This is a genomic window from Streptomyces sp. NPDC005799 (assembly GCF_040630525.1).
Classification (GTDB): domain Bacteria; phylum Actinomycetota; class Actinomycetes; order Streptomycetales; family Streptomycetaceae; genus Streptomyces; species Streptomyces griseorubiginosus_B.
Map to the genome: position 1 here is coordinate 69,175 of NZ_JBEXXQ010000040.1, position 14,087 is coordinate 83,261.

A 14,087-nucleotide genomic window follows, 5' to 3' on the forward strand; every position below is an offset into this window, starting at 1 on the left:
CCCATCCGAGTGCGCCGAAGCCGCAACCGGCGAATCCGAAGCCGAGATTCAGCCGGCCGGCACGAGGAGTGATCAGTACCGGCCCGGACGTCCTCACATGTGGGATCTCAGGACGTCGACCTCGCACCCCGGCGCGAACGCGTCGAAACCGTGCTCGAGCAGCCAGCGGATGGCCAGCAGGCTGCGCAACGACCACCACGCGTGGATCACGTCGAGGTCGACGTCGGCGGCGTAACCGGCCATGAGGTCCTCCAGATGCTCCTCGTGTCCGAGCGTGAAGGTGGCGAGGTCGTACACGGCGTCACCCCGCCCCGCCTCGGACCAGTCGATGATGCCCGTGACCTCGTCTCCGTCGACGAAGACGTGGGCGATCTGCAGGTCGCCGTGGGTGAACGCCGGAGTCCACGGCCGCAGCGCGGCCTCGGCGACCTGGCGGTTGCGAGTGACCAGGTCCCCCGGCAGGACGCCATTCGCCACAAGCCACTCGCACTCGTCGTCCAGCTCCGCCACCAGTGCACTGACGCTCCGGCCGGCCCTGCCGAGCTTCGGCGGCAGGGGCGCGTCGTGCACCTTCCGGATGGCGGCGCCCGCCGCGGCCCATGCCGTCGGCGACCCGGTCGACGGCCCGCCGAGGCGTCCCAGCGTCGTCCCGGTCAGCGCGGCGAGCGCCAGCACGGGCGGCTTGCGCCACAGGACCTGCGGGGTCGGCACCGGCGCGATGGACATCGCCTCGACCTCGGCGTCGATGCGCGCCTGATCGGCGTCCACCTTCAAAAACACATCGCCGACGCGCAAGGTCGCGCGCTCGGAATGGGCGACGACGACCTCGACCTCATCCATGGCCGACCAGTATCCGCGGGATGTCAGGGACCGTCGCCGGATTTCTCACCTGCGGTGATCACAGCAGGACCGCGGTTACGGCGTCTCGGTGATCGGCGACGTAGTCCCTGACCACGCTCAAGAAGCTCGGATCAGGCCGCAGGCCCAGTGCGGCAGCGCGCCCCGAATCGAAGACGGCCGGCCACGAGCCGACGATGGCTTCGATGGCCGGATCGGGTGCCAGGCTCACCAGGTCCACCACGTCCCCTCCGGCGACCTCTCGCAGCGCGGCCAGTATCTCGGCCACGGAGACGGTCAGCGCGGGCAGGTTGACGGGCAGCACACAGCTCAGCCGGCCGGGGCCGGTGCCGCGTTCGGCCTCGGCAATATGCGTCAGCGCCTGGATGGTGCGGCGCGGGGACGCGACCGCCACGCGCAGGGCCGGGTCGACCGGACAGACCGTCGGCCGGGTGGCGAGCGGTTCGCGGATGAGGGCGGAGATGAAGCTGGAGGCGGCCGCGTTGGGGGCACCCGGGCGGACCGCCACCGTCATCAGCCGAGCGACCCGGCCGTCGAGCAGGCCACGGCGGGTCATGTCGGTGATCAGCTGCTCGCACATCAGTTTTTGGCTGCCGTAGCTCGACTGCGGCAACGCAAGCGTGGTTTCGCTGACCACCGATGGCAGCGGCAGGTCGGGACTGGAGCCGTAGACGGCGATGCTGCTGGCGAAGACCAGCCGCACCACGGGCCCGCCCGCCGCCGCCTGCGCCCGGGCCGCGTCGAGAACGGCTCGCGTGGCGTCCACGTTGGCGTACAGGCCCAGCTCGAAGTCCGCCTCACAAGCCGCGGACACCGCGGCCGCGAGGTGGAAGACCACGTCCACCGGCTGGGCGAACAGGTCCTGGCAGCAGGCGGCCAGGTCCCCGCGGACCACCTCCACCAGCGGGTCGGCCACCAGCGCGCGGTCGGGCTGCGTCACCTGGTCGGCCAGCACCAGCCGGTCGACCGGAACACCCCCCAACTCCCGCGCCCGCACCAGACGCTCAGCCAGCATGCCGCCCAGAAACCCGGACGCACCCGTCACGACCACCCGCACCGGCCCCGCCTCCCCTCCGCACCAGGTCTCGCGTCCACACTGCCCCGTCCCGAGCCGGACCAGACACCCACGAGCCCTGCGCACGCACCGGACGTGGACTTCCATGCACCGGTGCCCATGGGGCTGGCAGATGCGCAGGCTCTGAAGCGAGGGAGCACGATCCCACACCCGGCGGTCACGGAAACGTCACAGGGGCGATCCAGCAGGCGCTTCCTGGGGCGAGCGGTGGCGGACACACCGGGACGGCGGTGCCCACACAGCACATTCCGGCAACAGGGCCCCTTTGCGGTGGTCCGGGCCGTGGCGGCGCTCAGTACGTTCTGCCGACCTTTGAACGGCGGGCCCGAGGAGTGTGCGCGTGTGGGCAAGCAGAACCGATTCCTGCGAAGAGTGGCCGCTGTCGCGGCCCTGTCCCTGGCGACGGGGTGCGCAATGGCCTCCGGCAGCGGCGCGGGGGCCGGCAGGCCCATCGTCGTCGGGACGACCAGCGCCCCCAGCACCCTGGACCCCGCCGGATCCTGGGACGGCTCCTGGGAACTGTTCCGGAACATCTACCAGACCCTGCTCGCCTACCCCAACGGCGCCATCACCCCCCAACCCGACGCCGCCCAGCACTGCGCCTTCACGGACTCGGGCAACCGCACCTACCGATGTGAGCTGCGCTCCGGCCTGAAGTTCAGCGACGGCGACCCGCTCGACGCACGGGCGGTCAAGTACTCCATCGACCGGATACGGACCATCAACGCACCCAGCGGCCCGGCCGGGCTCCTCGGCAGCCTCGACCAGGTGCAGACGCTCGGCGATCACGAGGTGGTCTTCCACCTCAACAAGCCCGACGCCACCTTCCCGTTCGTGCTGGCCACCCCGGCCATGTCGATCGTCGACCCGGACGACTACCCCGCCACATCGCTGCGCACGGGACAGTCGGTGGTCGGGTCCGGCCCGTACACACTCAGTTCCTACCAGGACGGCAAGCAGGCCGAACTGATCCGCAACGGCCACTACCAGGGTTTCGCCGACACGCAGAACGACGCGGTGACCATCCGCTACTTCCATGACTCGGCCACGATGGTCGCAGCCCTGCGCTCGCGTGCGATCGATGTCACCTACCGCGGTCTCGCCGCGTCCGACATCGTCGCCCTGCAGGCCTACCACTCCTCCGACCTGCAACTGATCGACGGAACCGGCATCAACATCAACTATCTGGTGTTCAACCCCAAGGCCCCATGGGCCGGAATCCCCGCCGTACGCAAGGCCGTTGCCCAGATCGTGGACCGTCCCGCCATCGTCTTCAAGGTCTACCAGGGCACCGTCGACCCGCTCTACTCCATGGTCCCCGCCGGACTGACCGGCCACACCGCCGGCTACTTCGACGCATACGGCAACCCCAGCATCTCGAAAGCGCGCAAGATCCTTGCCGGTGCCGGCATCACCCGGCGCGTCCCGCTCACGTTCTGGTACACGACCGACCGCTACGGCTCGGAGACGGCGAAGGAGTTCCAGGAGCTCAAGCGGCAGCTCGACGCCTCGGGCCTGTTCGCGATCACCCTCAGGAGCCGGCCGTGGAAGACGTACGTCGCCGGCTACCAGAGAGGCGAGTACCCGGTGTTCGGGCGCGGCTGGTTCCCCGACTTCCCCGACGCCGACAACTTCATCGACCCCTTCGTCGGCACCCACAACACCCTCGGTACGCCCTACACCTCCCCCGTGATCACCGGCAGGTTGCTGCCCGACTCGCGCGCCGAGAGCGATCGCGCCCAGGTCGTCGAGGACTTCGAGAAGGCCCAGCAGATCCTGGTCGCCGACGCCCGCCTGATCCCGCTGTGGCAGGGGCGGCAGTACATCGCGGCCAGCGACGACATCGCCGGTGGCGAGCAGGCCCTCGACCCTTCGACGATCATGATGATGTGGGAGCTGCACCGCAAGGCCAGTTGGTGAGTCGGCCGGCCGGCGCTGCCGGCCGGTGACAGCCTGGCTCGGTTCGTCAGGGCGCGGGACCGGTCGGCGGCCTGGGTCGCGGTTCGGCGAGTGCCTTGACTCCGCGCAACATCGCTTCCATGTGGGTGCGCAGCTCGCTCATGCGAAGGGCCACGATCGCCTCCTCCCGTTCCGGGGCGCGGTCGATCGCCAAGCTGCAACGGCCCGGCCCGATACGGGCGACCTACCGCAGTCTGGTACCGGTCGCTGCGGGTACGAGTTCGAAGCGCCACGTGGCCATCGGCCTCGCCGACGCCGGCGTCCGGGAGCCGAACCGGCCGTGGGGATCGACGACCGCCCAGCCGAACACCCGCTGGTCCGCCAGCTCGACGACGTGCGAGACGGTCCGCCACTCGCCGACCAGGGGGTGGCGGTTGTACCCGACGAAGGGCGCCCCCACAGTCGGCCGCTCCGCTCCGTCGAGCCATTCCGCCCGCTGCACTTCTGGGCTCGGACGGGCCGGCAGGGCGATGTCGGTCACCAGGTGCCAGACCCGCGACGGAGCCGCTTCGACGTGGACCTCACAGGACACGCTCGGGCCATCGGCGTATCTCACAGACACTCCTCCCCCACGGCTGGGACACCCTGTCGACCTCGGCGACCGGCGTCGTGTCTCAGCTGTCGAAGTCGACCGTCAGCGTGTCGGAGGCCGCGAAGGTCTGGCAGGTGAGGACGTAGCCCGCGGAGACCTCCGCCGGTTCCAGCGCGTAGTTGCGGCGCATGTCGGCCCGGCCATGGGTGACAAGGGCACGGCAGGTGCCGCAGACTCCGCCCTTGCACGCGAAGGGCAGGTCGGGGCGGACCTGTTGGGCGCCGTCGAGAACGCTGTGCCGGCGCAAGGCGGGGAAGGTGGTGGCTCTGCCGTCCAGGAGAACGGTGACCTCGCTGGTCGGTTGGCCGTCCGTGGTGCCGTCCTCGTCGCCCGTGGTCCGCGCGGGAGGCTCCTCGTCGGCGTGGAACAGTTCCTGGTGGACGCGGTCGGCCGGCACACCCAGTCCGGACAGGACGGCCCGAGCGTCGCGGACCATGCCGTGCGGGCCGCACAGCCACCAGTGGCCGGCGTCCCGGGCGTCGATGAGGCCGTCGATCAGCGCGGTGAGCCGCCCGGTGTCGAGGCGTCCCGAGAGCAGGTCCGCCTCGCGCGGTTCACGGGAGAGGACGTGCACGAGATGGAAGCGGGCCGGATGGCGGTCCTTGAGGTCGGCGAGCTCGTCCGCGAACATCACCGATCCGGTACGACGGTTGCCGTACAGCAGGGTGACGCGTGAGGTGTCGTCCGCGCCGAGGACGGAAGCGGCGATGGAGAGCATCGGCGTGATGCCGGAGCCGGCGGCGACGAGTACATGGTGGCCGAGACGGCCGGGGTCGCGGAGGTCGGGGGTGAAGGCACCGGCCGGACCCATCACATGCAGGGTGTCCCCCGGTCGTACGCCGTGGACGAGCCAGGAGGAGAACAGCCCGCCGGGGACGGCGCGCACACCGATGCGGGGCGGCGTCCCGGCCGGTGAGCAGATCGAGTACGAGCGCCGCTCGTCACGGCCGTCGAACTCGCGGCGCAGGGTGAGGCACTGTCCGGGGCGGAAGGCGAACTCCCCCGCCAGCTGGTCGGGGATGTCGAAGGTGAGGACGGCTGCGTCGGCACAGAGCGGCTCGACGGCGGCGACGCGCAGGGCGTGAAAGGCCGGACGGCGGCGGGCCCGTGCAGCGGTGGTGATGGCGGAGTCGGTCATCGGGATTCCTCCGTGGATACCCCCGCCTTGGGGCGGGGGAGGAAACGGACTTCTGCGGAGCAGGGCAGGGCAAGCCGATTCGCCGCCAGGGCGGATCGGCGTTCACTGCCAACCGGCCGCAGGTAAGTGGTAGTTTGTTTGGCGTCCGGTCGGCGATAGCCAAGCTGGCCGGGCCTACCGCCGGGCTGGCGGGATGTCAGGTCTGTGGAGCTGGCGTAAGACTGCTGGGCGTACCCACGTCCCTTGCCGTTGGTTCGGGGCAGCTGCTGTCTGAGAACCAGAAAACTCAACCCGCGAGGGAAGAATCTCCCTGCTTCAGCTGGGGGAGAAGCCAAGTCAGAAGTCCTTGATGTGCTCGAACGGCTCGAGGCAGGCGCGACATCGCCTGAGCGCCTTGCAGGCGGTGGAGCCGAAAGGGGAGATCTCCTCGGTGTCGGGCCAGCCGCAGCGCGGGCAGGTCACGGTCTGCGGCGTGAACGGCCGGAAGACGGGCGTTGGCAGCACGACAGGTTCCCCGCCGCCCATCGGCCCCGGTGGTGCTATGCCGTGTTCGGCAAGCTTGCGGCGGCCCTCGAGGCTGATCCAGTCGGTGGTCCACGGCGGGTCCAGCACCGTGACGACCTCGACCTCGCGAAAGCCGTCCGCTCGCAGCCGGGCGGCGACCTCGGCGCGCATCTCCGCCATGGCCGGACAGCCCGAGTAGGTCGGCGTCAGACGCGCGACGACCCTGCCGTCCTGTGTCACCTCGACGTCGCGCAGCACGCCGAGGTCGTAGAGCGTCAGCATCGGCAGCTCGGGATCGGGTACCTCGCGGGCGGTGCGCCAGGCGCGTTCCGCGGGCGTCACCATGTCGCGCTGGGATGGGCGCGGGCGACGCACTGCAACTCCCCGAGCAGGGGTGCCAGGTGCCCGGTGTGGACTCCGTCCCGGCCGGAGCCGGCGAGGGCGGTGAGAGGGGCCTGGTCGTGGAGGTCGGCCCCGTTTCGGTTGAGTCCGGCCGCCTGAAGCACTTCGGTGAGTTCCGACCGGGTGCGGTGGGCGATGGCGGCGGGAGCGGCGCCGAGTTGAGCCGCGGTGCGGTCGGCCAGCAGTTCCGGCAGCCAGGGTGCGATGGAGTCCAGGGCCGCTTCCACGCGTTGCCGCGACTCCGGCGTGCCGTCACCGAGCCGCAGGGTCCACTCGGCGGCGTAACGGCGGTGGTAGGCAAGTTCCTTGACGCTCTTGGCGGCGATGGCGGCCAGGACCGGGTCGGGTGCGCTGGTGAGGGCCTCGAAGAGGGCGAGCCGCCAGCTGGACAGGATCAGCAGCCGGACGATGGTGAACGCGAAGTCGCCGCCCGGTAGTTCGGCGAGGCGTACGTTGCGGAAGTCCGCCGCGTCACGAAAGTACGCGTAGGCGTCCTCACCGCGGCCCGACCCGTCGGCTCGACCGGTCCTCGCGTACAGCAGGCGGGCCTGGCCGAGGAGGTCCAGGCCGATGTTGGCCAGGGCCAGTTCCTCCTCCAGTTCGGGGGCGCGGGTGCACCACTCGGCGAGCCGCTGGGCGGACACGAGGGCGTCGTCGGCCAGTGCCAGGCAGCAGGCCGCCAGGGCTTTCGCGTCGACACCGTCGGGCACGGCCTGGTCCATCCCGTGCAGCGGATCGGTGAATCCGGTACCGAACGCCCACCGTGTGTCGTCGTGGTGGGCGTGCAGGTCCTCGTCGCTCATGGTGCGGTTCCTAGATGTGGGGGACGTCGTCGGGGATGGCGTAGAAGGTGGGGTGGCGGTAGACCTTGTCGCCGCTGGGTGCGAAGAAGGCGTCCTTCTCGTCGGGGGTGGAGGCGGCGATGGTGCGCGAGCGCACCGCCCAGATGCTCACTCCCTCGTTGCGTCGTGTGTAGAGGTCGCGGGCGTGGAGGAGAGCCATGTCGTCGTCGGCGGCGCGCAGGGAGCCGACGTGGACGTGGTTGAGGCCGCGCTTGCCGCGGACGAAGATCTCGTACAGCGGCCACTCACCCCGCGCCGGCTCCGAGCATCGGGTGTCGGTGGCTTTGGGCTCCTTCATGCCGCCGCTCCTTCCCGTGCCCGGTGGGCCTGCTTGGCGGCATGGGCGGCCGCTGCCTCGCGCACCCAGGCGCCGCCTTCGTGCGCGGCTCTTCGTCGCGCGATCCGTTCGTCGTTGCACGGCCCGTCTCCGGAGATCACGCGCCGCAGTTCCGTCCAGTCGGGGGTGGCGAAGTCGTGGTGCCCGCGCTGCTGGTTCCACTTCAGTTCCGGGTCGGGCAGGGTGACGCCCAGCTTCGCGGCCTGAGGGACGGTCATGTCGACGAAGCGCTGGCGCAGTTCGTCGTTGGAGTGCCGTTTGATCTTCCAGGCAATGGACTGAACGGAGTTGGGCGAGTCGTCGTCGGGCGGCCCGAACATCATCAGGGACGGCCACCACCAGCGGTCGACGGCGTCCTGCACCATGGCCCGCTGCTCGTCGGTGCCCCGCATCATGGTCAGCAGGAGTTCGTAGCCCTGGCGTTGGTGGAAGGACTCCTCCTTGCAGATGCGCACCATCGCGCGGCCGTAGGGGCCGTAGGAAGTGCGGCACAGCGGTACCTGGTTGCAGATGGCGGCGCCGTCCACGAACCAGCCGATCACTCCTACGTCCGCGAAGGTGCGGGTGGGGTAGTTGAAGATGGAGGAGTACTTCTGGCGGCCTTCGCAGAGCCGCTCGGTCAGCTCGGTGCGGTCGGCGCCGAGGGTCTCGGCCGCCGAGTAGAGGTACAGACCGTGGCCGGCCTCGTCCTGCACCTTGGCGAACAGGATCGCCTTGCGGCGCAGCGAGGGTGCCTTGGTGATCCACTCGCCTTCCGGCTGCATGCCGATGATCTCGGAGTGGGCGTGCTGGGCGATCTGCCGTATGAGGGTGGCGCGGTAGCCGTCGGGCATCCAGTCGCGGGGTTCGATGCGCTGGTCGCGGGCGATGGTGTCCTCGAAGGCCGACTCGGGGGTGCGGGCCCCGGGGGGCGTGCCCGTGGGATTGTTCATGGGAGTTCTGTCCCGTCGTACGTGATGGCTGGGTGGGTCAGCGGCCGCGGAAGATGGGGCCGCGGCGTTCGAGGAAGGCTGTGACGGCTTCGTGGTGGTCCTGGGTGGCGCCGAGGCGCCGTTGGACGACGGCCTCGCGTTCCAGCGTCGCCTGCAGAGGTGTTGAGCCCGCGCCTCGCAGCAGTGCTTTGATCTCCCGGTAGGCGGCGGTGGGTCCGTCGGCCAGGGAGCGCGCCATGGCCAGGCCTTCGGCCCTGGCCGTGCCGTCGGGTACGACCCGTTGGACCAAACCCCAGCGTTCGCCGTCCCGGGCGGAGAAGGGCTCGTTGAGGAGCATGAGTGCGGCGGTGCGTGACGGGCCGAGCTGGCGGGCCAGGGCGCGGGCGACTCCGGAGTCGGAGGCCAGTGCGAGGCCGGTGAAGGCGGTGGCGAAGCGTGCGCTCTCGGCGGCGACGCGCAGGTCGGCGCAGAGCGCGATGCCGAGTCCGGCTCCGACGCAGGTGCCCTCGACGGCCGCGACGAGCGGGATGGGCAGCGCGGTCAGCTCTTTCACCAGGGGGTTGTAGTCGTTGGGAAGGTTGGCGAACGCCCGGGTGGGCGCCGTCTTCAGCAGCCGGGCGTGTTCGGTGAGGTCCTGTCCGACGCTGAAGTTCTTGCCGCGTGCGGTGATGAGCGCCGCCCTCACTCCGCGGGCGGCGTCCGTGGTCAGGCGGCGGGCCGCCGTGAGCAGTGCGCTGCGCAGGTGCGCGTCGAGCGCGTTGGCGCCCGTGGGGCCGCGCAGTTCGATGACGGCCACGGCGTCGGTGATGTCGTACGCCACGCCGTAGGTGTCGGGGTGGTGCTGTTCGCCTTCCTGGGCGGGGGCGGCGGGGCTGTCGTTCAGTGCCATGAGTAGAACCCCTGTCCGGTCTTGCGGCCCAGTTCTCCGCGGGCGACCTTCTCGCGCAGCAGCCGGGGTGGTGCGAAGCGCTGTCCGAGGGTGGTGTGCAGGTGTTCGGCGATGGCGAGACGTACGTCGAGTCCCACCACGTCGGTGAGGCGCAGGGGGCCCATCGGGTGCTTGTAGCCCAGGCGCATGGCCGTGTCGATGGCCTCCGGGTCGGCGACGCCCTCCTCGACCATGCGGATCGCTTCGAGGCCGAGTGCGAGACCGAGGCGGCTGCTGGCGAAGCCGGGCGAGTCGCTGACGACGATCTCCTGTTTGCCGAGCGCGCGGGTCCAGCCGGTCGCCGCTGTCAGGGTCTCCTCGCTGGTGTCGGGCGCGGTGACCAGTTCGACGAGGGTGGAGACGGGCACGGGGTTGAAGAAGTGCATTCCCAGGAACCGCGCGGGGCGCTTCAGAGCCGCGGCCAGTTCGGTCACCGGCAGGGAGCTGGTGTTGCTGGCCAGTACGCACTCCGCCGCCACGGCCTGTTCGGCGTCGGCGAGCAGGCCGGCCTTGAGCGCCACGTCCTCCGGCACCGCCTCGACGACGAGCTGGGTGCCGTGGGGCAGTTCGGCGACCGAGGCCACGGCGGTGACCCGGCCCGTGGCCGCCCGGGCAGCGGATCCGTCGAGCCCCCCGCGCTCGGCGGCCAGCCGCAGTCCGGCGGCGATGCGGTCGTGGGCGGTGGCTGCTGCGGCGGCGTCGTGTTCCACGACCGTCACGGACGATCCGGCGGCTGCGAAGGACTGGGCGATCCCGGCGCCCATCCGCCCGCCGCCGAGTACCCCCACCCTGGCGGGCGGTACCGCTGCCGTGGTCATGTCCGTCCTCCGTTCTTCTCCAGGAAGCGCGTCATGCGCTCCTTCTTGTCGCTGCCTTCGAACAGCACTGCCTGGGCGAGGTCGTCCGCCACGGGATGGGCGCCGGGGGCGTCGGTGACGAGCTTGGTGAGCCGCAGGGCGAGTGCCGAGGAACGGGCCATGCGGTCGAGCAGGGCGTGCGCCTCGGCGATCAGCCGGTCCGCCGGTACGACGTGCATGAGCAGTCCGCAGGCGAGCGCGGCCGGCGCGTCGAGCGTGCGGCCGGCCAGCAGGACCTGTTTGGCCACCGACTCGCCGACCAGTTCCCGCAGTCTCCAGCACGCACCGGCGGCCGCGAGGATGCCCAGACCGGGCTCGGGGTTGCCGAAGACCGCCTCCGGTCCGGCGATACGAAGGTCGCAGGAATAGGCCAGTTCGGCGCCGCCGCCGAGCGCCCAGCCGGGCACGGCGGCCAGTGTGGGCATGGGCAGTCTGCGGATCCGCTCGAAGAGGCGGCTGTTGATGCCCTGCATCGCCTCGTGCCGACCGCGCTCGCGCAGTTCGGCGATGTCGGCGCCGCCGGCGAACACCCCGCCGTGGCCGGTGAGCAGCAGGAGTTTGGGGTCGTGTTCCAACTCCTCGCACACCCGGTGCAGTTCGGTGACCATGCGGCCGCTGATGGCGTTGCGCGCCTCGGGGCGATGCAGGGTGACGACGACCCGGTCCGCGCGCCGTTCGACGAGCAGGGTGTCGTAGGTGGTGTCGGCGCTCGTGCTCATACGCGTTCCACCAGCATCGACACGCCCATTCCGACGCCCACGCACATGGTCGCCAGGCCCCGGTGGCCGTTCTCTCGTTCCATGCGGCCGAGGAGGGTGAGCACGATGCGGGCGCCGGAACAGCCCAGCGGATGGCCGAGCGCGATGGCGCCGCCGTCGGCGTTGACGCGGTCCTCCTCCAGCTTCAGCCTGCGGATGACAGACAGGGTCTGGGAGGCGAACGCCTCGTTGACCTCGATCGTGTCCACGTTGTCCACGCTCCAGCCCGCCCGGTCCAGCGCCTTGGCAGTGGCCGGCACGGGGCCGAGCCCCATGAGGCGCGGCTCGACTCCGGCCGAGGCGGCGGTGACGACCCGGGCGCGGGGAGTCAGCCCGTGGCGCTCGACCGCTGCCCCGCTCGCCACCAGCAGGGCCGCCGCCCCGTCCGACAGGGGCGAGGAGTTGCCCGCGGTGACGATTCCCTTGCTGCGGAAGGAGGTGCGCAGCGCGCCGAGCTTCTCCAGCGTGGTGTCCGGCCGCGGTCCCTCGTCCCGGGTCGCCTCGCCGTCCGTCACCGCCACCGGGACGATCTCCCGGTCCAGGCGGCCGGCTCGCTGGGCGGCCTGTGCCCGCCGGTGGCTGCGCAGCGCGAAGGCGTCCGCCTCAAGGCGGGTGATGCCGTCCAGGGCGGCGAGTTCCTCGGCGGTCTCGCCCATCGACAGGGTGGTGTCGGCGGGGAAGCGAGGGTTGGTGAAGCGCCAGCCGAGGGGCGTGTCGTGCATCTCGGGCGGCCGGGACCAGGGCGTGCCCGGCTTGGCCATCACCCAGGGGGCGCGGGTCATCGACTCCACTCCCCCGGCCACCACGAGGTCGGCCTCGCCCGCCCGTATCGTCTGGGCGGCGGAGGCCACGGCCGTCAGGCCGGACGCGCACAGCCGGTTGACGGTGTATCCGGGCACACGGTGGGGCAGACCGGCCAGCAGTGCCGCCATGCGGGCCACGTTGCGGTTGTCCTCGCCGGCCTGGTTGGCGGCGCCGAGGATCACCTCGTCGACGGCTTCGGCCGGGATGCCGGAGCGCCGCACCGCCTCGCCGACGACGAGGGCGGCCAGGTCGTCGGGGCGTACGCAGGCCAGTGCACCACGGTGGCGCCCCAGCGGGGTGCGGGCGCCGTCGATCAGATAGACCTCGTCAGACATCGTCGTGCTCCTCTGCGGTTGGGTGACGGCGGGACTGCAGGACCGAGAACCGGCCGTGGACGAACGCCGGGTCGGTCAGCGCCGCGTTGGCGGCCGGGTTGGCCGAGGTGCCGTGGAAGTCGCTGAAGGCCGCGGACTGGTTGGGGAAGACGCCCCCGGTGAGGTTCTCCGACAGGTGCACCCCGGCTTCCAGGGCCGTCGCGCGGGTCGCCGCCAGCACGCCGTCGTCCGTCGTGTGGACGCAGGCGGTGAGGGCGCCGTGGCGTCGTACGGTGTCGTGCAGGACGCGCAGGGAGTGCGGGGTGTCGTCGGTGGCGATGACGAAGGAGACGGGTCCGAACCACTCACTCGTGTAAGTCTTGACGTCGGCCTCCGCGTCGAGCCGGGCCACCAGCGGGGTGCGGACGACGGCGTCGGGGTGGTCGGGGTGGGCCACGGCGCGCGAGGGATGGGCAGTACGGTCCAGGGCTGCCGCTTCTTCCAGGCGCGCGAGGATTCCGCCGTTCGCGATGGCTCCGAGGGTGGCGGCCGCGCGGGCCGGGTCGCCGAGCAGGTCGTCCAGGGCCGAGCCCAGATCGGCGGTGAAGTCGTCCGCCGTGCGCGGTCCCTGGTCGGTGGGGAAGCCGTCGCGGGGGACGAGTATGTTCTGCGGGGTTGTGCACATCTGGCCGCTGTAGAGCGCCAGGGAGAAGGCGAGGTTGCGCAGCATTCCGCTGTAGTCGTCCGTGGAGTCGACGACGACGGTGTTCAGGCCGGCCTTCTCCGTGTGGACGGCGGCCTGACGGGCGTTGGCCTCCAGCCAGTCGCCGAACTCGCTGGAACCGGTGAAGTCCACGATCCGTACCTCGGGGTGGGTGGCCAGGGCTGGAGCGGTGCGCTCCTCGGGACCCGAGGCGGCCAGCAGGACCACGTCCGGGTCGAAGCCGGCCTCGGTCAGCACCTCGCGGGCGATCCGCACGGTGATCGCCAGCGGCAGCACCGCCCGCCGGTGCGGCTTGACGACCACGGGATTGCCCGTGACCAGGCTGGCGAAGAAGCCGGGGTATCCATTCCAGGTGGGGAAGGTGTTGCAGGCGATGAGGACCGCCACGCCGCGGCCGACCGGCGTGTAGGTCTTCTCCATGACCAGTGGGCCGCCGCGGCGCCGGGGCTTGCTCCAGCGTGCGGTGGCCGGGTGGCGGCGTTGTGCCTCCCAGGCGTGGGCCACTGCTTCCAGTCCCCGGTCCTGGGCGTGCGGGCCACCCGCCTGGAAGGCCATGACGAAGGGCTGGCCGGTGGTGTGCTGGACCGCGTGGGCGATCTCGAAGCTGGCGGCGTTCAGGCGGGCCAGGATCTCGGCTGCCACTCCGGCGCGGACGTCGGGGCTCGCGGCGCGCCAGGCCGTGGCCGCCGTCCTGGCGGTGGCCACGGCGAACTCGGGCACCAGGTGTGGGTAACTGATGCCGAGGGGAAAGCCGTAGGGCGAGACTTCGGCGGCCGGGACGGTGCCGGTGGTCGGGTGTCCGTCGAGCGCGAAGTGCCGGTCGAGGAGATCGCGGAACAGGGCCTCGCCGCGGTCGGAGGCTCCGCCTTCGTACGCGGAGTCGGTGGGGGTTTCCGGGTAGGGCGTCCAGTAGCAGCGGTCGGTGGTGCGTTCCACCGCCTGGTGCAGGAGGTCCGCGTGGCGTGCGTAGAAGTCGGGGTGATGGTCGGTGGACATGACTCTCCAGGCCGAACGTTCGGTAGATAGGTGGGTGTGGTGGGCCCAGGCGGAAGGAGGAAGAGAC

At 71.1% G+C, this 14,087-nt stretch carries 14 protein-coding genes; 1 reads left to right on the forward strand and 13 read right to left on the reverse strand.

The window, feature by feature from the left end:
* Positions 1–93: 93 nt before the first annotated feature.
* Entirely contained in the window at positions 94–840 is a 747-nt protein-coding gene (locus ABZ453_RS33520) for a phosphotransferase (protein ID WP_359020876.1), read from the reverse strand.
* A gap of 58 nt (positions 841–898) precedes the next feature.
* Positions 899–1,915 carry a D-erythronate dehydrogenase gene (gene denD, locus ABZ453_RS33525; protein WP_359020878.1) on the reverse strand — a complete coding sequence of 339 codons (1,017 nt, stop codon included), beginning with the start codon at positions 1,913–1,915 and terminating at the stop codon, positions 899–901.
* 360 nt (positions 1,916–2,275) lie between these two features.
* On the opposite strand from denD, the gene ABZ453_RS33530 reads away from it, so the two are divergent.
* Positions 2,276–3,853, forward strand: coding sequence for an ABC transporter substrate-binding protein (locus ABZ453_RS33530; RefSeq protein ID WP_359020880.1), 1,578 nt, complete (start codon positions 2,276–2,278; stop codon positions 3,851–3,853).
* A 223-nt stretch (positions 3,854–4,076) separates the two neighbouring features.
* Here ABZ453_RS33530 and ABZ453_RS33535 read toward each other — a convergent pair whose 3' ends face one another.
* The 11 genes from ABZ453_RS33535 to paaN all read right to left on the reverse strand — a co-directional run bounded on the left by ABZ453_RS33535 (position 4,077) and on the right by paaN (position 14,020).
* Positions 4,077–4,448 carry an SRPBCC family protein gene (locus ABZ453_RS33535; RefSeq protein WP_359020882.1) on the reverse strand — a complete coding sequence of 124 codons (372 nt, stop codon included), beginning with the start codon at positions 4,446–4,448 and terminating at the stop codon, positions 4,077–4,079.
* A 58-nt stretch (positions 4,449–4,506) separates the two neighbouring features.
* Entirely contained in the window at positions 4,507–5,622 is a 1,116-nt protein-coding gene (gene paaE, locus ABZ453_RS33540) for a 1,2-phenylacetyl-CoA epoxidase subunit PaaE (RefSeq protein ID WP_359020884.1), read from the reverse strand.
* 336 nt (positions 5,623–5,958) lie between these two features.
* Positions 5,959–6,471 carry a 1,2-phenylacetyl-CoA epoxidase subunit PaaD gene (paaD, locus tag ABZ453_RS33545; RefSeq protein WP_359020887.1) on the reverse strand — a complete coding sequence of 171 codons (513 nt, stop codon included), beginning with the start codon at positions 6,469–6,471 and terminating at the stop codon, positions 5,959–5,961.
* Entirely contained in the window at positions 6,465–7,331 is an 867-nt protein-coding gene (gene paaC, locus ABZ453_RS33550; RefSeq protein WP_359020889.1) for a 1,2-phenylacetyl-CoA epoxidase subunit PaaC, read from the reverse strand. Before paaC ends, paaD begins: the two co-directional genes overlap by 7 nt.
* 10 nt (positions 7,332–7,341) lie before the next feature.
* A complete protein-coding gene (gene paaB / locus ABZ453_RS33555) occupies positions 7,342–7,668 on the reverse strand; it encodes a 1,2-phenylacetyl-CoA epoxidase subunit PaaB (RefSeq protein WP_359020891.1) in 327 nt (108 codons plus the stop codon).
* Positions 7,665–8,639 (reverse strand): 1,2-phenylacetyl-CoA epoxidase subunit PaaA, encoded by a 975-nt coding sequence (gene paaA / locus ABZ453_RS33560; RefSeq protein WP_359020893.1) that lies wholly within the window; start codon positions 8,637–8,639, stop codon positions 7,665–7,667. Before paaA ends, paaB begins: the two co-directional genes overlap by 4 nt.
* Positions 8,640–8,676: 37 nt before the next feature.
* Positions 8,677–9,528 carry an enoyl-CoA hydratase-related protein gene (locus ABZ453_RS33565; RefSeq protein WP_359020895.1) on the reverse strand — a complete coding sequence of 284 codons (852 nt, stop codon included), beginning with the start codon at positions 9,526–9,528 and terminating at the stop codon, positions 8,677–8,679.
* Positions 9,519–10,385 (reverse strand): 3-hydroxyacyl-CoA dehydrogenase family protein, encoded by an 867-nt coding sequence (locus ABZ453_RS33570; protein WP_359020897.1) that lies wholly within the window; start codon positions 10,383–10,385, stop codon positions 9,519–9,521. Before ABZ453_RS33570 ends, ABZ453_RS33565 begins: the two co-directional genes overlap by 10 nt.
* Positions 10,382–11,143: an enoyl-CoA hydratase/isomerase family protein gene (locus tag ABZ453_RS33575; protein WP_359020899.1), complete on the reverse strand. Its 762-nt coding sequence runs from the start codon at positions 11,141–11,143 to the stop codon at positions 10,382–10,384. Before ABZ453_RS33575 ends, ABZ453_RS33570 begins: the two co-directional genes overlap by 4 nt.
* Positions 11,140–12,321, reverse strand: a complete 1,182-nt coding sequence (locus ABZ453_RS33580; RefSeq protein ID WP_359020901.1) for a thiolase family protein — start codon at positions 12,319–12,321, stop codon at positions 11,140–11,142. The genes ABZ453_RS33575 and ABZ453_RS33580 overlap by 4 nt, the downstream gene beginning before the upstream one ends.
* Positions 12,314–14,020 (reverse strand): phenylacetic acid degradation protein PaaN, encoded by a 1,707-nt coding sequence (paaN, locus tag ABZ453_RS33585; RefSeq protein ID WP_359020903.1) that lies wholly within the window; start codon positions 14,018–14,020, stop codon positions 12,314–12,316. Before paaN ends, ABZ453_RS33580 begins: the two co-directional genes overlap by 8 nt.
* Positions 14,021–14,087: the final 67 nt, after the last annotated feature.